The sequence below is a fragment of the Micromonospora sp. WMMD729 genome, from assembly GCF_049315225.1.
Classification (GTDB): Bacteria; Actinomycetota; Actinomycetes; order Mycobacteriales; family Micromonosporaceae; genus Micromonospora.
In genome coordinates, this window is the sequence record NZ_CP186059.1 from 5,191,859 (window position 1) to 5,209,343 (window position 17,485).

A 17,485-nucleotide genomic window follows, 5' to 3' on the forward strand; every position below is an offset into this window, starting at 1 on the left:
CAACGATACGGTCGATGCAATGACCCCTCTTCTCGACCTGCTGGCCGGCCGACCGACCCTGCTCGCGCTGGGCGAGCCGACGCACGGTGAGTCCGCCTTCCTCCAGATCCGCAACGACACCTTCCTGACGCTGGCCGAGCACGGCTACCGCTCCATCGCCCTGGAGAGCGACCGGGCCGCCGGACTGGTCGCCGACGAGTTCGTGCGGGGTGGGGCGGTGCCGCTCGACCGCGCGCTCACCGAGGGGTTCAGTCACGGTTTCGGCGCCGCACCGGCCAACCGCGACCTGCTGCTGCGCATGCGCGAGTGGAACGCCGAACGGCCCGCCGCGCAGCAGCTGAGGTTCCACGGCTTCGACGCGCCGCTGGAGATGGAGGGCGCCCCGAGCCCGCGCCGGCACCTGACGCTCGTGTGCGACTTCCTCGGCCTCGACCGTGCGGCGGAGATCGACGACCTGGTCGGGGACGAGACCCGGTGGAGCGACACCGCCGCCGTCTGGGAGCCGGGCCGGTCGGTCGGACGCTCGACGGACGCCCAGCGGCTGCGGGTCCTCGCCGACGACCTGCTGACCGAGCTGTACCGCCAGGCGCACCGCCGCCCCACGGGCTGGTGGGAGGCGCATGTGCAGGCCACCTCCGCGGTCGCGTTGCTGCGCTACCACGCCGCCGCCGCGGCGGCCGACCTCGCCCAGGAGGAACGGTTCGCCTACCTGGCCGGGGTCCGGGACGCGCTGATGGCCGAGAACCTGCTCGCGATCCGGGCGGTCGAGGCGGACCGGGGACCGACGCTGGTCTTCGCGCACAACACGCACCTGCAACGCCATCCGAGCACCATGACGGTCGGTGCGGCGACGGTGTCCTGGGCCGGCGCCGGCGCGATCGTCGGGGCGCTGCTCGGCGAGCGGTACGCGGTGGTCGTCGGCAGCCTCGGCGTGAGTCCCGCGCTCGGCATCGACGCGCCCGCCGCGTCGAGCTACGAGGGCCGGCTCCAGCAGCGGGGCGACCTCCCCGGGTACGTGCGGGCCGGCGACGTCGAGCCGGCCGAGCGCAGATCGCACGATTACCGCTACGTCCCGCTGGACCAGGCGAGCATCGACAACGCGGACGCGGTGTTGCACATCCCGACCGGCGTCGACGCGGCCGTGCTGGCCGAACGCATCGGCGCGCTGCCCGGCGTCGAGCAGGTGGTGGCGAGCGCGGAGAACGGGTCACCCGAGGGCGCGTGGGGCGACCGGTTCTTCCACGTCGGGCCGGACCGTCGTCAACCGTTCGCCACCATCGTCGAGCACGACGTGCCCGGCTTCGACGAGGCCGGGCAGCTCGACCGCCCCGGCGTCTTCCGGCTCAACCTGGAGCTGGGCCGGGCCGAGTTCGAAGAGGCGTTCGGCTTCGCGCCGGCTGCCTTCGAGGAACACCGGGACGACTTCGACTACGCCCGGCTGGACACCCTCACGCCGCATCCGGGCTACGCGCTGTACGGCTTCGCCAGCATCGTGATGCCCGGTCCGCAGATGCTGCCCGAGGTCGACCGGCTGATCGCGATCGCGCATCGGCGGGCGGTCGACCGGCACGAGCGCGCGACGCGTCGGGCGGCCGACCAACAGTACTGAGCCCGACCGCCGTCGGCCGTCCCGGGCCGTCGTCCGGAGCGGCCGTCCCGGGCCGCCGGGCCCGCGCGGGTGCAGCCGGGCCCGCACGGGCACGGGTCAGGCGGCCGCTTCGGGCTCGCGCAGGTCGAGCCAGTCGGCCCAGCGCGGGTCCGGGGCGCGGTGTCCGAGGACCCGCCACGCGGTGCCCTTCGGCGCGGCGGGCAGGGCGTGCAGCCGCCAGCCCAGCTCGGCCGGGGTCTTGTCGCCCTTGGTGTGGTTGCACCGCGCGCACGCGGCGACCACGTTCTCCCAGGCGTGCCGGCCGCCCCGGCTGCGCGGGAAGACATGGTCGATGGTCTCGGCCGGCCCCCGGCAGTAGGCGCACCGCCAGCCGTCCCGGGCGAAGATGGCCCGGCGGGACAGCCCGACGTGGGTGCGGTAGGGCACCCGGACGAAGCGGGTCAGCCGGACGACCGACGGCACCGGCAGCGCGTCCCGGGCGCTGTGCAGGATGCCGTCGCCGTCGGCGACACAGACGGCCTTGGCGGAGAGGACGAGGATCGCGGCGCGACGCACCGACACGACACACAGCGGCTCGTAGGTGGCGTTGAGAACCAGCGCGCCGGAGCCCACCGCGGGTCGTATGTCAGGCATCGCGCTCACCCTCCCGGTTCAGCGGCTGCTGCGAACCCGCCGCCGACCGGAGTTGGGCACGAGGGCCCGCACCGTCGACGCCCGTTCGATCACCGACGTCCGTTGCGCCAATAGTCCCTGATCGGACCCCGGATTGCACGTACTAATCCGGGGTCGGATGCGAAGCTCTTTTCCGCACCTGTCACGATGGCCGGTTCGCCCCGGTCCGACCCGGCGCTCCGGCGCATCTCACCCGGCTGGTGGGTCGGCAGCGGCCGGCCCGGGGTGTTGCGGTACGAAGACAGGGTGAGTGCCGCCAGCGTGACGCCCCTTGCCCTGCCCGACGCCGTGTCGGTGAACTGTCAGGGCAGCACCTCCTGCGAGTTCCTCTACCGCATGACCAGGTCCGAATGGTTCGCCGAGGGCAGCTACTGGATCCTGCTCAAGCCGCTGCGGGTCGTGCTGATCCTGGCGCTGGCGATGGTGGCGCGGTGGGCGCTGCACCGGACGATCAACCGGCTGGTCCGGACGACCACCGACGGCGCGGTCCCGACGATGCTGCGGCCGCTGCGCGAACGGGTGCCCACCGCCGCGGTCGACCCGGCCGAGTTCGTGCCGGAACGGCGGCGGCAGCGGGCCGAGGCGATCGGCTCGGTGCTGCGCAGCCTGACCACGGCGTTCGTCTTCGGTATCGCGCTGTTGATGATCCTGCGCGAGTTCAGCTTCGACCTGGCGCCGCTGCTGGCCAGCGCCGGTATCGCCGGCGTCGCCCTGGGCTTCGGCGCGCAGAGCCTGGTCAAGGACCTGATCGCCGGGCTCTTCATGCTCATCGAGGACCAGTACGGCGTGGGCGACAACGTCGACCTGGGCGAGGCGACGGGCGTGGTGGAGTCGGTCGGGCTGCGCGTCACCACCGTCCGGGACGGACGCGGCGTGCTCTGGTACATCCGCAACGGCGAGATCATCCGGGTGGGCAACAAGAGCCAGGGCTGGGCGCTGGTGGTGGTGGACCTGCCGATCGGCTTCAGCGGCACGGAGGAGGCCAGCGCGGTACTGCGGACGGCCGCCGCCTCCGTGGCGGTGGACCCGGAGCTGTCACCGGAGATCGTGGAGGCACCGGAGGTGCTGGGCGTCGAGCAGATGACGGTGGACGGCGCCGTGATCCGTACGGTGGTCAAGACGACCGCCGACGGCCAGTTCGCGGTGGGCCGAGAGCTGCGGCGCCGGCTGGCCGAGGCGTTGGAGAACTCCGGCATCACCGCGCAGATCGCCGCCGCCCGCATCTATCCCGGCGTGCCGAGCCGACCGCTGTCGGAGGGCGAGACCGGTCAGGGCGGCGCCACCTGACCCGGTGACCCTGGCCGGCAATCCAGGGGTCGCGGTCCACCCGGCCCCTGGAGTATCGTCCGTTCGTTCAGTCGGGGATGCGACGAACGATCCGTTCGCCCTAGCTAGTTGTCAGACGATCGGGCAGAATCCCGAAGCACGCGTTCCGCTGGAGCGCGGTCACATCCTCGCTGATCCGCGAATCTGACGAGTGTTCCCGGCCCGGCGGCCACAAGCAGCCGCATCCGGGGGCCGATGGAGGCGACGGTGCCCGACGAGCGACCTTCCGTGGAAGGTCCGGCCACTTTTCGCGAAGTGTTCGCCCAACGTGAGTATCGGGCCGTCTTCACGGCCGGGTCCCTGTCCTGGGTCGGCGACTACGTGGCCAAGGCCGCCGTGACCCTCCTCGTCTATCAGCAGACCAGGTCCGTCGCGCTCTCCGCCGCCGCGTTCGCGGTGAGCTACCTGCCGTGGCTGCTCGGCGGTCCACTGCTCGCCGCGCTGGCCGAACGGCACCCGTACCGGCGGGTGATGGTGACGTGCGACGTCGTCCGGATGGCGCTCATGGTGCTCATCGCCCTCCCCGGACTGCCGGTCCCGGTGGTGCTCGTGCTCGTCTTCGCCGCCACCCTGGCCAACCCGCCCAGTCAGGCGGCGAAGTCCGCGCTGATGCCGCAGATCCTCGCCGGTGACCGGCTGGTGGTCGGGTTGTCGCTCAACGGCAGCGTCGGGCAGGCCGCGCAGGTCGTCGGCTACCTGCTCGGCGCCGCCGTCGCCTCGATCAACCCGCCGGTCGCGCTGCTGTTCAACGCGGCCACCTTCGGGCTGTCGGCGCTGCTGCTGCGCTTCGGCGTGCGGGACCGCCCGGCCACGATGAGGACCGCCCACCGCAGCCACCTGCTGCGGGAGACCGCCGAGGGCTTCGGGATCGTCTTCCGCACACCGGTGTTGCGGGCCATCGCGGTGCTGGTGTTCAGCGCGACGCTCTTCTCGATCGTCCCCGAAGGGCTGGCCGCCGCCTGGGCGAACGCGGACACCAGGAGCGGCATGGCCGCCGGCACGGCGCAGGCGGTGATCATGGCTGCGAGTCCGGTGGGCTTCGTCCTCGGCGGACTGCTGGTGAGCCGGCTGTTCGGCCCCACCCGCCGGCTGGCCCTGATGCGGCCGCTCGCGGTGCTCGCCCCGCTGGCGCTGGTGCCGGCGCTGTTCGATCCGCCACCGCTGGTGGTGGCGCTGCTGGCCGCCCTGTGCGGATTCGCGGTCGCGGGCATGCTCCCGATGGCCAACGGGCTGTTCGTCCAGGCGCTGCCGGACGGCTTCCGGGCTCGCGCGTTCGGCGTGATGGCCACCGGCCTACAGGTCATCCAGGGGATGGCCGTGCTGGTCACCGGCTTGCTCGCGGAGCGGTTCCCCATCCCGGTGGTGGTTGGCCTCTGGAGCGCGGCCGGGGTGCTGCTGATGACTGTCGTGGCCGTGCGCTGGCCGGACCGCCAGACGGTGGACGACGCGATATCGACAGCCAGGGCAGCCAACATCGCGCAGGCCCGCGAGACGGGCGACGTCGGTGCCAGCGGCACGCCGGCACTCGCCGATCCACGTGCGGCCGGCGGCCAGCGCCGGCACGCGGTCACCTGAGCCACGGCGTGAGCCGACGCACGGCCTCCGGGTCGGGCCCACGGCCGACGCGCCTGGCAGGATGGAACGGTGAACCCCGCAGGTGAATCCGACCGTCCCGACGCGTCGACGACGCTCTTCGAAGCCGTCGGCGGCGAACCCACCTTCCGCAGGCTGGTGGACGAGTTCTACCTCGGCGTCGCCAGCGACCCGCTGCTGCGACCCATGTACCCGGAGGAGGACCTGGGCCCGGCGGCCGACCGGCTGACCCTGTTCCTGATGCAGTACTGGGGTGGGCCGAACACGTACTCCGCGCAGCGCGGGCACCCGCGGCTGCGGATGCGGCACGCGCCGTTCCGGATCGGCGCGGCCGAGCGGGACGCCTGGCTGCGGCACATGCGCCAGGCGGTGGACCGTCTCGACCTGGAACCGCAGCTCGCCGTCGCCCTCTGGGACTACCTGGAGCGGGCCGCGTACTTCATGGTCAACGTCATGGAGGACCCGGCCGAGCGCGCCTGACGGCGCGCGCACCGGGCACCCGGGCCGCGGCCGGTGTCAGAGCAGCGCGCCCTCGTCGTGCAGCCAGTCCACGAAGCTGGTCGCCACGGCCGCACCGCAGTCGAGCATCTCGACCAGCAGCGCGTCGTGCGTGCCGGCGCCGAGGGGCACCTGCAACTCGGCGTAGATCGGTAGCTGCCCGCGCTCGGTCGGATCGCCGATGTACGCCTTGCAGAAGCGGCGGGTGTGGTTCCACTCGTTGACCACCCGGTAGGCCCGGTCGGCCCAGTCCGGCGGAACCGTGGCGTGCGGACGGGCCCGCATCACCAGGATCTCGTCCTCCGGGCCCTCGAGGGTCACCAGCACGGCGTGGCGCTCCCACATGGCCAGCAGGTTGCCGTCGCCGTCGGCCAGGTACCGCACGTCGAGCAGGTCGAGTGCGTCGCAGACCCGACGCAGGCTCACCGGCTCGATGGTGGCCGCCATCTCGGCCAGTGCGGGCCGGTCGCTGCCCGGGCAGTCGTCTCCCGGCTGGCGAGGACTCGGCGGCCCGACCCGGACCGCGCTCTCCACTGTGATCCCGCTTCGGGTTTCCGGATCACCGCCGTCGGCGGGACCGGGGCGCCATGACCACCACGGCATCGCTCGTCGCACCTCACTCCCCAGCGGATCCAGCCGCCTACGGTGCGTTGGATCCGAGGATGGACGGTACCCGGACAGCCGGGTTGAAGCACCCCCCCAACGACCCCACCGGCCCAGAAGAATGAACGGGGGTCATCCGTTCGGACGAGGAGTGAGGGGGGTCACGGCAAGATCGGTGGCCTTCTGCAACCAGGCCGCTCCGTACGGTCCCACCAGGCCCACCCAGCGGCCGGCGACCCGTACCCGCACCCCGGCACGCGCCGAAGGGGCGCTCGGGTCGTCGACCGCACCCAGGAAGCCCATCCGGACCAGCCCCTGCACCAGCCGCTGCGGCACCTCGACCGGCGGGCCCGGCCGATCGTCCGGGGTGACCACCACGGCCACGTGGTCGAGCAGCGCGTCGCGTAGGGCCCGCTGACCCACCGCGCGGCCCGCCACCCCCTCCTGGCTCGCCGTCCGCAGGGTGCCCGCCGCCGCCACGGCGATCCGGCGCACCTCGACGCCGGGCAGCACCTCGACCGGCTCGCTGCGCGACGGTGGCAGGGGCCAGCGCCACTGCGCGTCCCGGCGCTCGGGCAGCGCCGCACCGCCGCGTCCCAACTCGGCCAGCAGGTCGGCCGCACCCACGGTGACGTCCCCGGCGGCGTCGCCGGCCACCGTGCGGGTGACCAGCACCTGCCACGGCAGCCGGGCCCAGAGGACGACCCGCCCGGGAGCGCCGGCCGGGCGCAGCCGCACCGGCGCGACCGGGTCCAGCCGGACCAGCCGGGCCAGGAAGGCACCGGCGTCGGCAACGCCGGCCAGGCCATGACCGGACGGCGACGCCACCCGGTCCGCTCCCGGCCGCGTCACGATCCGCCGCCCTGCGGGGCGTACGTCAGCAGGAAGTCCCGCTCCTCGACGGTGATGCGGCGGGGCACCTGACGGGTCAGGTCGAACGGCACCAGCACCGAGCGGGCCCGGCTGGCCAGCACGTCACCGTCGTACAACTCGTAGGCGACGGTGAACCGCGACGCCTTGATCTCCTCCACCCACAACTCGATGCGGACCGTGGGCGCGGCCTCGGCGGTGGCCCGACCCAGCGCGTAGTCGACCGGGCGCAGGTAGTCGACCTCGTGCCGGCGGATCACCACCCCGTCGGCGAACGAACCCACTCCCCAGGCCCGGCCGCCGGCGAACATCAACGCCACCCGCGCCTCCTCGTACAGGGTGAGGAAGCGCGAGTTGTTGACGTGGCCGTACGCGTCCAGGTCGGACCAGCGCAGCGTGCAGTGGTAGATGAAACGGTCAGTCACGGGTCAGCTTGCGGTAGGTCACCCGGTGCGGTCGGGCGGCCTCTGCGCCGAGACGGTCGATCTTGTTCTTCTCGTACGCCTCGAAGTTGCCCTCGAACCAGAACCACTTGGCCGGATTCTGGTCGTCGCCCTCCCAGGCCAGGATGTGCGTGGCGACCCGGTCCAGGAACATCCGGTCGTGGGAGATGACCACGGCGCAGCCGGGGAACTCCAGCAGGGCGTTCTCCAGGCTGGACAGCGTCTCCACGTCCAGGTCGTTCGTCGGCTCGTCGAGCAGGATGACGTTGCCGCCGATCTTCAGGGTCAGCGCCAGGTTGAGCCGGTTGCGCTCGCCGCCGGAGAGCACCTTGGTCGGCTTCTGCTGGTCCGGGCCCTTGAAGCCGAACGCCGCGATGTACGCCCGCGACGGCATCTCGACCTTGCCCACCATCAGGTAGTCGAGACCGTCGGAGACGACCTCCCAGACGGTCTTGTCGCCGTTGAGGCCCTCGCGGTTCTGGTCGACGTACGACAGCGAGACGGTCGGACCGACCCGCACCTCGCCGCCGGTCGGCTCCTCCAGCCCGACGATCGTCTTGAACAGCGTGGTCTTGCCGACGCCGTTGGGGCCGATGATGCCGACGATGCCGTTACGCGGCAGCGAGAACGACAGGTTGTCGATGAGCAGCCGGTCGCCGAAGCCCTTGCTGAGGTTGTTCGCCTCGATGACCGTGCCGCCCAGACGCGGGCCCGGCGGGATCTGGATCTCCTCGAAGTCCAGCTTGCGGGTCTTCTCCGCCTCGGCGGCCATCTCGTCGTACCGGTCCAGGCGAGCCTTGGACTTGGTCTGCCGGGCCTTGGCGTTGGAGCGGACCCACTCCAGCTCCTCGGTGAGGCGCTTCTTCATCTTGGCGTCGCGGCGGCCCTCGACGGCCAGCCGGGCGGCCTTCTTCTCCAGGTAGGTGGAGTAGTTGCCCTCGTACGGGTAGGTCCGGCCGCGGTCCAGCTCGAGGATCCAGTTGGCCACGTTGTCGAGGAAGTACCGGTCGTGGGTGATCGCCATGACCGTGCCGGCGTACTTGGCCAGGTGCTGCTCCAGCCAGGAGACGCTCTCCGCGTCCAGGTGGTTGGTCGGCTCGTCGAGCAGCAGCAGGTCGGGTGCCTCCAGCAGCAGCTTGCAGAGCGCGACGCGGCGGCGCTCACCACCGGAGAGCTGGGTCACGTCGGCGTCCGGCGGCGGGCACCGCAGGGCGTCCATGGCCAGTTCGAGCTTGGAGTCGATGTCCCACGCGTCGAGGTGGTCCAGCTCCTCCTGGAGCTTGCCCATCTCCTCCATCAGCTCGTCGGAGTAGTCGGTCGCCATCTGCTCGGCGATCTTGTTGAAGCGCTCCAGCTTGGCCTTGGTCTCGGCGACCGCCTCCTCGACGTTGCCGAGCACCGTCTTGGCGTCGTTGAGCGGGGGCTCCTGCGCGAGCATGCCGACGGTGTAGCCGGGCATGAGCCGGGCCTCGCCGTTGCTCGGCTTGTCCATGCCTGCCATGATCTTGAGGAGGCTGGACTTACCGGCGCCGTTCGGGCCGACCACACCGATCTTGGCGCCCGGCAGGAAGTTCAGCGTCACGTTGTCCAGCACGACCTTGTCGCCGTGCGCCTTGCGCGCCTTTTCCAGGACGTAGATGAACTGGGCCACGGTGCGGGCTACCTCCGTCGGTTTGCTGTCGCCTGAGTGGGCGGCGCGGCGCGAGCTGAGACCTCCGCCCGCCGCCGCCGGCCGGGAGCCGGCCGCGCGCACGCCATCGTCAATCCTGACAGGTACGGCGCGCTTCGCCCACATCACCCCGCCTCAGGAGTACGCCGGCGAGCCGCGCCGCCCCTGACCGTCGGGCTGTCGACAAGATCACCTTAAGGATTCGCCGCACGCGGGGCGGGTAGGAGACTCCGGCACGGGGGCCCAGACACCGCAGCTACGCTCAGTACGCTCATCGCGGTGGACCCGTCAGTACCCGGAGGTGGCCGATCGTGACCGTCCGTAGCTCCTTTGTCGTAGTGGCGAACCGTCTGCCGGTCGACGAGGTGAGCACACCCGAGGGACGGCAGTGGCGACGCAGCCCCGGCGGGCTCGTCACCGCGCTGCATCCCGTACTCGCCGAGCACCAGGGCACCTGGGTCGGCTGGGCCGGTGGCACCGGCGCCGCGCCCGAGCCGTTCGACCTGGAGGGCATCCGGCTGCACCCGGTCCCGCTCAGCGCCGAGGAGTTGGAGCGCTACTACGAGGGCCAGTCCAACGCGACGATCTGGCCGCTCTACCACGACGCCGTGGAGACACCGGCGTACAAGCGTCGCTGGCGTGAGGCGTACCGGTTGGTCAACGCCCGGTTCGCGGAGGCCGCGGCCGACGTGGCGGCCGAGGGCGCGACCGTCTGGGTGCAGGACTACCAGCTCCAGCTGGTGCCGGCCATGCTCCGCGAGCTACGCCCGGACCTGCGGATCGGCTTCTTCCTGCACATCCCGTTCCCGCCGATCGAGCTGTTCATGCAGATGCCGTTCCGCACCGAGCTGCTGCGCGGTCTGCTCGGCGCGGACCTGGTGGGCTTCCAGCAGCGACTGGCCGCGCAGAACTTCGTCCGGCTGGCCCGACACCTGCTCGGGCTCCGCTACGAGGGTCAGATGATCCAGGTCGACGGCCGGCAGGTGAAGGCGGGCGCCTTCCCCATCTCCATCGACACGCAGGAGATGGAGCGGATGGCGGCCGACCCGGCGGTCCAGGCGCGGGCCAAGCAGATCCGCGCCGAGCTGGGGGACCCGAAGACGATAATCCTGGGCGTGGACCGGCTCGACTACACCAAGGGCATCGAGTTGCGCCTCAAGGCGTTCCGGGAGTTGCTGTCTGACGGAAAGTTGACAGTTCCGGACGCCGTTATGGTGCAGGTCGCCACGCCGAGCCGCGAGCGCGTCGAGCACTACCAGGCACTTCGGGTCAAGGTCGAGCGCGAAGTTGGTCGGATTAATGGCGAATTCGGCCGAGTCGGCGTGCCGGCCGTGCATTACCTGCATCAGTCGTACAGTCGCAGTGAACTGGCCGCGATGTACGTTGCTGCGGACGTGATGATGGTTACCCCGCTGCGAGACGGCATGAATCTCGTGGCCAAGGAGTACGTCGCATCCCGTGCCGACCAGGGCGGTGCGCTCGTGCTCAGCGAGTTCGCTGGCGCCGCAACGGAGCTGCGCCAGGCATTCCTTTGTAACCCGCACGACCCGGACGCGGTCAAGGACGCCCTGCTCCGGGCCGTGCACGTGGAGAAAACCGAGGCACGCCGCCGGATGCGGACAATGCAACGTCACCTGCGTACCCACGACGTGGGGCACTGGGCCAAGTCTTTCCTCTCCGAACTGGGAGTTTCCGAGGCGGAGGCCGCGTGAACACGGCCGTCAACGACGGAACGGCGATCGACACCGGGGTGATGGACCCCGAGCTGCGAGCCGCCATCGGCCGGATCGCCCGGGTTCCGCAGCTCCTGATCGCCTGCGACTACGACGGCACACTCGCGCCGATCGTGGAGGATCCCAGCACCGCCGTACCGCTGCCCGAGTCGGTGGCCGCGATCCGCGCGCTCGCCGCCCTGCCGCAGACGAGCGTGGCCGTGGTCTCCGGCCGCGCCCTGCGCGACCTGGCCGCGCTCTCCCGACTGCCCAGCGAGGTGCACCTCGTCGGCAGCCACGGCTCCGAGTTCGACATCGGCTTCGTCGAGCGCCTCTCCCCCGAGCTGGTCGCGGTCCGCACCCAGGTGCGCAACGCGCTGCGCGAGATCGCCGCCGAACACCCGGGCATCCGGCTCGAACGCAAGCCGGCCAGCGTCGCGGTGCACACCCGTGGCGTCGACCCGCAGGTCGCCGCCGCCGCCATCGAGGCCGTGCGCAACGGCCCGGCCGCCTTCGACGGCGTCACCGTGACGCAGGGCAAGGAGGTCATCGAGCTGTCCGTGGTGGCCACCCACAAGGGCACGGCCGTCGACCAGCTACGGACCCAGCTCTCGGCCAGCGCGGTGCTCTTCATCGGCGACGACGTCACCGACGAGAACGCCTTCGGCAACCTGCACGGGCCGGACCTCGGCATCAAGATCGGTCCGGGCGAGACCAAGGCCGCCTTCCGGGTGGCCGAGCCCATCGAGGCCGCCCGCGCGCTCGGGCTGCTGCTGGAGACCCGCCGGCACTGGCTGTTCGGCGAGCGCGCGGTACCCATCGAGCGGCACTCCATGTTGTCCAACGGTCGTACCGTCGCGCTGCTCACCCCCGAGGCGAAGGTGAGCTGGCTCTGCCACCCCAAGCCGGACTCGGCGGCGATCTTCGCCGACCTGGTCGGCGGCAGCCCGGCCGGCCACTTCAGCATCGCCCCGGAGCGGGGTGGCATCCCGCTGGGCCAGCGCTACCGCTCCGGCACCATGACGGTCGAGACCCGGTGGTCCGGCCTCACCGTCACCGACTGGCTGGACAAGCCGGCCCGCGAGACGACGCCGGACGGCCCGGCCGTGGTGACCGGCGACTCGACCCTGGTGCGGGTGCTCAGCGGCAACGGCCGGGTCCGGGTGGAGTTCGCGCCGCGTCCCGAGTTCGGCCAGGTGGCCGTGCAGTTGCAGCCCGTCGGCGACGGCCTGCTGGTGCTCGGCTCGAACGAGCCGGTCGCCCTCTACGCCCCCGGCGTGGAGTGGCAGGTCAACAACGACGGCGGGTACGAGACCGCCAAGGCGGTCGTCGACCTCTCCGCCGCGGGCGGGCAGGTCGTGCTGGAGCTGCGCTTCGGCACGCACAGCCTGGAGCACCACCGGGTACCGATCCACGAGCGGCAGGCCGCGGCCGAGCAGCCGTGGAAGGACTGGGTGGCCTCGCTGCGGTTGCCGTCCACCTCCCGTGACCTGGTCGCGCGCAGCGCCCTCACCCTGCGCGGGCTCTGCCACGAGGCCACCGGCTCGATCCTCGCCGCCGCCACCACCTCCCTGCCGGAGGAGCTGGGCGGCGTCCGCAACTGGGACTACCGCTACTGCTGGCTGCGCGACGCCGCGCTGACCGCCCGCGCGCTCGTCGACCTCGGCTCCGTCACGGAGGCCGAGGCGTTCCTGCGCTGGGTGGACGGCTGCATCGAGCGCACCGGCGGTCACCCGGAACGGCTGCACCCGCTCTACACCATCGACGGGTACGAGCTGGGCGCCGAGGCGGTCATCGACACGCTGCCCGGGTACGCCGGTTCCCGGCCGGTCCGGGTCGGCAACCTCGCCAACCACCAGCTCCAGCTCGACGTGTTCGGCCCGATCGCCGATCTGATCGCGGCCGTCGCCGACGCGCGCGGCTCGGTCCGCGACGACGAGTGGCGGGTCCTGGAGAACATGGTCGAGGCGGTCCGCCGCCGCTGGCACGAGCCCGACCACGGCATCTGGGAGGCGCGGCTGCCACCCCGGCACCACGTGTTCTCCAAGGTGATGTGCTGGATGACCGTCGACCGGGCGCTGCACGTCATGCGTCAGCACGGTGGCGAGGACCGGCCCGAGTGGAAGGACCTGCGCGACCGGATCGGCGCCAACGTGCTGGAGCACGGCTGGCACGACGACGTCGAGGCGTACAGCGTCGCGTACGGGGACGAGGACATGGACGCCTCGTCGCTCTGGATCGGCCTCTCCGGCCTGCTCCCGGGTGACGACCCGCGCTTCCTGTCCACGGTCCTGAAGATCGAGGCGGACCTGCGCAGCGGCCCGGTCGTCTACCGGTACCACTGGGACGACGGCCTGCCCGGCCGCGAGGGCGGTTTCCACATCTGCACGGCGTGGCTGATCGAGGCGTACCTGCGCACCGGCCGCCGCACCGACGCCGAGGAACTGTTCGCGCAGATGGTGCTGACCGCCGGGCCGACCGGCCTGCTCCCCGAGCAGTACGACCCGCTCGCCGAGCGCGGCCTGGGCAATCACCCCCAGGCGTACAGCCACCTCGGGCTGATCCGCTGCGCCCTGCTGCTGGACAACATGCTCAAGCAGTAATTGGCTGTCAGTTCGATGACGGGCCGGAGCAGGCTGCTCCGGCCCGTTATTGATGCCAGTTGACGAGACGTGTTCATCAACGTCCTCCGGAGATGCCATCGCGCCCGGCCGACGCCCCCCCAAGCGTCTCCTGCGCGTCCTTTGCTCTGCTTCACTCCACGCACCACAAACGCCTTCTCCGTGTTGCGTCGGTTGAAGCAGAGCAAAGGACGCGTACAGACCAGTTGGTCCCTGCCGCCCACCGCCTCCGAAGGTCCACTCCACGTCCGCACGACCCCCGGGCCGCTGCGCGCCCCTCGCGGGCCGTGCCGCCCGTCACCGGTCGAGGGCCGCCACCACATCGCCCACCACGACGACGGCGGGCGGGCGCACCTCGGCCGTCAGCACGTCGGCGGCGACCGCTTCGAGCGTCGAGCGGAGCACCCGCTGGGCACCCGTGGTGGCCTCCTGAATCACGGCGGCCGGGGTCTGCGGCGGTTTGCCGTGCGCGATCAGGGTGGCCGTGATGGCGGCGAGGTTCTTGAGCCCCATCAGGATCACCAGGGTGCCGCGCAGGCCGGCGAGGGCGTCCCAGCGCACCAGCGAGGCCGGTGAGTCGGGAGCGACGTGCCCGGAGACCACGGTGAACTCGTGCGCCATCCCCCGGTGGGTGACCGGGATGCCGGCCGCGGCGGGCGCGGCGATCGAGCTGGTCACCCCGGGGACCACGGTCACCGGTACGCCGGCCGCCGCGCAGGCCAGCAACTCCTCGCCGCCTCGACCGAAGACGTACGGGTCGCCGCCCTTGAGCCGCACGACGGCAGCGCCCGCCAGCGCACGGTCGACCAGGATCTGGTTGATCTCCTCCTGGGCCCGCGACGGGCCGTAGGGGATCTTCGAGGCGTCCACCAGCTCGACGTCGGGGCGCAGCTCGTCCAGGAGCAGGCCGGGCACCAGCCGGTCGGCGACCACCACGTCCGCCTCGGTGAGCAGCCGCCAACCCTTCACGGTGATCAGCTCCGGGTCGCCCGGCCCGGATCCGACAAGTGCCACCCGTCCGCCGGTCGCCTCGGCCTCGCGCCGGGCCTCCGGCGGTGCGGAGTCGCGCACAGCCAGCAGGTCGCGGATGGCGTCCCGGACACTCATCGCCCGCCGCGGGTCGCCGCCACCGAGCACCGCCACGGTGACCGGCCCCTGCCGGGTCACCGCCGGAGTCCAGGCGGTGGCGGCCGCCCGGTCGTCGGCGCGTACGCAGAAGATCCGTCGCTCGGCCGCCACGGCGCTGACCGCGGCCGCCGCGATCGGGTCGTCGATCGCCACCTGGACCAGCCAGGCCCCGTCCAGGTCCTCGGGCACGAACCGGCGCGGCACCCAGCGCAGCCGACCCGCGTCGACCCGAGCCTGCAACGCCGGGGTCAGCTCCGGTGCCACCAGCAGCACGTCCGCGCCGGCGTCCAGCAGCGCCGGCACCCGCCGGGTGGCGACCGCGCCGCCACCCACCACGACCACGCGCCGGCCGTCGAGCCGCAGACCAAGGGGGTACGGGTTGGCGCTCATCCGGCACCACCCGACCGCTCGCCGGACGCGCTCACTTCTCGGCCACGCCGGCCGAGTCGAACGTGGCCACCTCGTGCAGCACCCGGACCGCGCCGGTGACCACCGGCAGCGCCAGCAGGGCGCCGGTGCCCTCGCCGAGGCGCAGCCCCAGGTCGATGAGCGGGTCGAGACCGAGGTGCCGCAACGCCACCGTCGCGCCCGGCTCGGCCGAGCGGTGTCCGGCGACCATGGCGGCGACCGCGTCCGGCGCGAACGCGGCGGCGGCGAGCGCGGCGGACACCGCGATCACCCCGTCCAGCAGGACCGGGGTACGGCGCGCGGCGGCGCCCAGGATCAGCCCGGCCAGCGCGGCGTGCTCCAGGCCACCGACGGCGGCCAGCACTCCGAGCGGGTCGGACGGGTCGGGGGTGTGCCGGGCCAGCGCGGCCCGCACCACGGCCACCTTGTGGGCGTACGTCTCGTCGTCCACGCCGGTGCCCCGACCGGTGGCGTCGAGCGGGTCGGCGCCGGTGAACGCGGCGATCAGCGCGGCGGCCGGAGTGGTGTTGCCGATGCCCATGTCCCCGGTGAGCAGGATGTCTGCGCCGGCGTCGATCAGCTCGTCGGCGACCCAGACGCCGGTCAGGACCGCCGCCAGCGCCTCGTCCCGGGTGAGCGCGGCGGTCACCGACAGGTCCCGGGTGCCCCGCCGCACCGAGGCGTCGATCAGCCGCGGCGCGGCCAGGTCCGACGAGGGGACGGCGGGGCCGGACGCGGCTGACCCGGACGCGGGCGCGGGCGCGGGCACGGGCTCAGGCACGGGCAGCGGATGGGCCACCCCGACGTCGACCACGGTGACCGACGCGCCGGCCTGCCGGGCGAACGCGTTGACGACCGCGCCGCCGGCCAGGAAGTTGCCGATCATCTGCGCGGTGACCTCCTGCGGCCACGGGGTGACCCGCTGGGCGTGCACCCCGTGGTCGCCCGCGAAGATCGCCACGGCGGCCGGTTCGGGCACAGGGGGCGGGCAGACCCCGGCCAGCCCGGCGAGGCGTACCGACAGGTCCTCCAGCAGGCCCAGCGAGCCCGCCGGCTTGGTCAGCCGGCTGTGCAGCTCGCGGGCGGCGGCCATCGCCGCCTCGTCCGGGGGCCGGATCGCCGACGTCGTGGTCTCCAGCATCATGCCTCCATGATCTCGCGCAGCACCGCGATGAACGCGTCGGTGGTGTGTCGGTCCCGTACCGCCACCCGCAGCCAGTCCGGGCCGAGCCCGGGGAAGGTGTCACCCCGGCGGACCGCCCAGCCCCGCTCGCGCAGGGCGGCCCGTACCCCTGTCGCGTCGGGCAGGCGCAGCAGGACGAACGCGCTGGCGGGGCGGCCGGCGACGCGTACCCCCGGCAGGTCGGACAGGCGGGCGACCAGGTGGTCGCGGTCGGCGGCGAGTTCGGCGGCGATCGCGCGTTCGGCCTGGACCGCGACGGGCGTGGCGCAGGCCTCGGCGGCGGCCAGCGCGGGCGTGGAGACGGCCCAGAGCGGCTGGACGGCGGCCAGCCGGGACAGCAGGGCCGCCTCGCCGAGCAGGTAGCCGATCCGCAGCCCGGCCAGCCCCCAGGTCTTGGTGAGGCTGCGCAGGACGAGCAGCCCGGGCAGGTCGCGCCGCTCGGCGAGCGACTCCGGTTCGCCGGTGTCCCCGCCGTCCGTGGTGTCGGCGAACGCCTCGTCGACCACCAGCACCCGGCCGGGACGGGCGAGCGCGGCGATGGTCCGCGCGGGGTGCAGCACCGAGGTGGGGTTCGTCGGGTTGCCGATCATGACCAGGTCCGCGTCGGCGGGCACCTGGGACGCGTCGAGGCGGAAGCCGTCGGCCGGGTCCAGCAGTACCCGCTCCACCGGGTGCCCGGCGGCCCGCAACGCCGCCTCCGGTTCGGTGAACTGCGGGTGCACCACCACGGGCCGGTGCACGCCGCGCAGCGCCTGGGCGATCAGCACGAAGCCCTCGGCGGCCCCGGCGGTGAGCAGTACCTCGTCCGGGGGACGCCGGTGCCGGGCGGCGACGGCGGCGCGGGCCGGCGCCGGGTCCGGATAGCGGGCCAGATCGGTGAGGGTGGCGGCGATCGGATCGGCCAACCAGGCCGGCATCGGCGCCCGGCGGACGTTGACGGCGAGGTCGACCAGACCGGCACTGGCCTCGGCGTCGCCGTGGTGCGCCAGGTCGGGCCCGGCACCGGCGAACGGCGACATGCCGCTCGGCTGATCACGCATGTCCGCGATCCTGCCGGGAAGGTGGCCGCCAGGACAGTCGATGTCGACGTAAGCCATGTCACCACCTCGCGGGTTTATGAGTTCTTCTCATGTACGAATCGGAAATGTCA

General features: G+C 72.6%; 14 protein-coding genes. 6 read left to right on the top strand and 8 right to left on the bottom strand.

Annotated features, from left to right (window positions below; genetic code table 11):
• Window positions 1-19 precede the first annotated feature (19 nt).
• The gene (locus ACN263_RS23690; RefSeq protein WP_422736527.1) at window positions 20-1,609 is read left to right on the top strand and encodes a DUF6194 family protein; all 1,590 of its coding nucleotides are present in this window, start codon (window positions 20-22) and stop codon (window positions 1,607-1,609) included.
• A 96-nt stretch (window positions 1,610-1,705) separates the two neighbouring features.
• Here the strand turns inward: ACN263_RS23690 and ACN263_RS23695 are convergent, their stop codons facing one another.
• A complete protein-coding gene (locus ACN263_RS23695; protein WP_422736528.1) occupies window positions 1,706-2,242 on the bottom strand; it encodes an HNH endonuclease in 537 nt (178 codons plus the stop codon).
• A 267-nt stretch (window positions 2,243-2,509) separates the two neighbouring features.
• Here ACN263_RS23695 and ACN263_RS23700 point away from each other — a divergent pair, with 267 nt between their 5' ends.
• From ACN263_RS23700 to ACN263_RS23710, 3 genes are all read left to right on the top strand, one after another.
• Window positions 2,510-3,568 carry a mechanosensitive ion channel family protein gene (locus ACN263_RS23700; RefSeq protein ID WP_422740796.1) on the top strand — a complete coding sequence of 353 codons (1,059 nt, stop codon included), beginning with the start codon at window positions 2,510-2,512 and terminating at the stop codon, window positions 3,566-3,568.
• Between the two features lie 234 nt (window positions 3,569-3,802).
• Entirely contained in the window at window positions 3,803-5,182 is a 1,380-nt protein-coding gene (locus ACN263_RS23705) for an MFS transporter (protein ID WP_422736529.1), read from the top strand.
• A 69-nt stretch (window positions 5,183-5,251) separates the two neighbouring features.
• Window positions 5,252-5,680 (top strand): globin, encoded by a 429-nt coding sequence (locus ACN263_RS23710; protein ID WP_422736530.1) that lies wholly within the window; start codon window positions 5,252-5,254, stop codon window positions 5,678-5,680.
• Between the two features lie 36 nt (window positions 5,681-5,716).
• On the opposite strand, the gene ACN263_RS23715 is transcribed toward ACN263_RS23710, so the two are convergent.
• The 4 genes from ACN263_RS23715 to ettA form a co-directional block, all read right to left on the bottom strand.
• Window positions 5,717-6,301, bottom strand: coding sequence for a YbjN domain-containing protein (locus tag ACN263_RS23715; protein ID WP_422736531.1), 585 nt, complete (start codon window positions 6,299-6,301; stop codon window positions 5,717-5,719).
• Between the two features lie 132 nt (window positions 6,302-6,433).
• Window positions 6,434-7,153, bottom strand: coding sequence for a hypothetical protein (locus tag ACN263_RS23720; RefSeq protein ID WP_422736532.1), 720 nt, complete (start codon window positions 7,151-7,153; stop codon window positions 6,434-6,436).
• The gene (locus ACN263_RS23725; protein WP_422736533.1) at window positions 7,150-7,596 is read right to left on the bottom strand and encodes an acyl-CoA thioesterase; all 447 of its coding nucleotides are present in this window, start codon (window positions 7,594-7,596) and stop codon (window positions 7,150-7,152) included. The genes ACN263_RS23720 and ACN263_RS23725 overlap by 4 nt, the downstream gene beginning before the upstream one ends.
• Window positions 7,589-9,265 carry an energy-dependent translational throttle protein EttA gene (ettA, locus tag ACN263_RS23730; RefSeq protein ID WP_422736534.1) on the bottom strand — a complete coding sequence of 559 codons (1,677 nt, stop codon included), beginning with the start codon at window positions 9,263-9,265 and terminating at the stop codon, window positions 7,589-7,591. Before ettA ends, ACN263_RS23725 begins: the two co-directional genes overlap by 8 nt.
• A 329-nt stretch (window positions 9,266-9,594) precedes the next feature.
• On the opposite strand from ettA, the gene ACN263_RS23735 reads away from it, so the two are divergent.
• Window positions 9,595-10,995 carry an alpha,alpha-trehalose-phosphate synthase (UDP-forming) gene (locus ACN263_RS23735; RefSeq protein ID WP_422736535.1) on the top strand — a complete coding sequence of 467 codons (1,401 nt, stop codon included), beginning with the start codon at window positions 9,595-9,597 and terminating at the stop codon, window positions 10,993-10,995.
• Between the two features lie 41 nt (window positions 10,996-11,036).
• On the top strand, window positions 11,037-13,598 hold the full coding sequence (gene otsB, locus ACN263_RS23740) for a trehalose-phosphatase (RefSeq protein WP_422740797.1): 2,562 nt from the start codon (window positions 11,037-11,039) through the stop codon (window positions 13,596-13,598).
• A gap of 315 nt (window positions 13,599-13,913) precedes the next feature.
• Here otsB and cobA read toward each other — a convergent pair whose 3' ends face one another.
• Genes cobA through cobC form a run of 3 tightly spaced genes read right to left on the bottom strand, consistent with a single transcriptional unit; the run spans window position 13,914 to window position 17,375 of the window.
• A complete protein-coding gene (cobA, locus tag ACN263_RS23745; RefSeq protein WP_422736536.1) occupies window positions 13,914-15,134 on the bottom strand; it encodes a uroporphyrinogen-III C-methyltransferase in 1,221 nt (406 codons plus the stop codon).
• Window positions 15,135-15,165: 31 nt separating this feature from the next.
• Window positions 15,166-16,293, bottom strand: a complete 1,128-nt coding sequence (gene cobT, locus ACN263_RS23750) for a nicotinate-nucleotide--dimethylbenzimidazole phosphoribosyltransferase (protein WP_422740798.1) — start codon at window positions 16,291-16,293, stop codon at window positions 15,166-15,168.
• On the bottom strand, window positions 16,293-17,375 hold the full coding sequence (cobC, locus tag ACN263_RS23755; protein WP_422736537.1) for an Rv2231c family pyridoxal phosphate-dependent protein CobC: 1,083 nt from the start codon (window positions 17,373-17,375) through the stop codon (window positions 16,293-16,295). The genes cobT and cobC overlap by 1 nt, the downstream gene beginning before the upstream one ends.
• Window positions 17,376-17,485 lie beyond the last annotated feature (110 nt).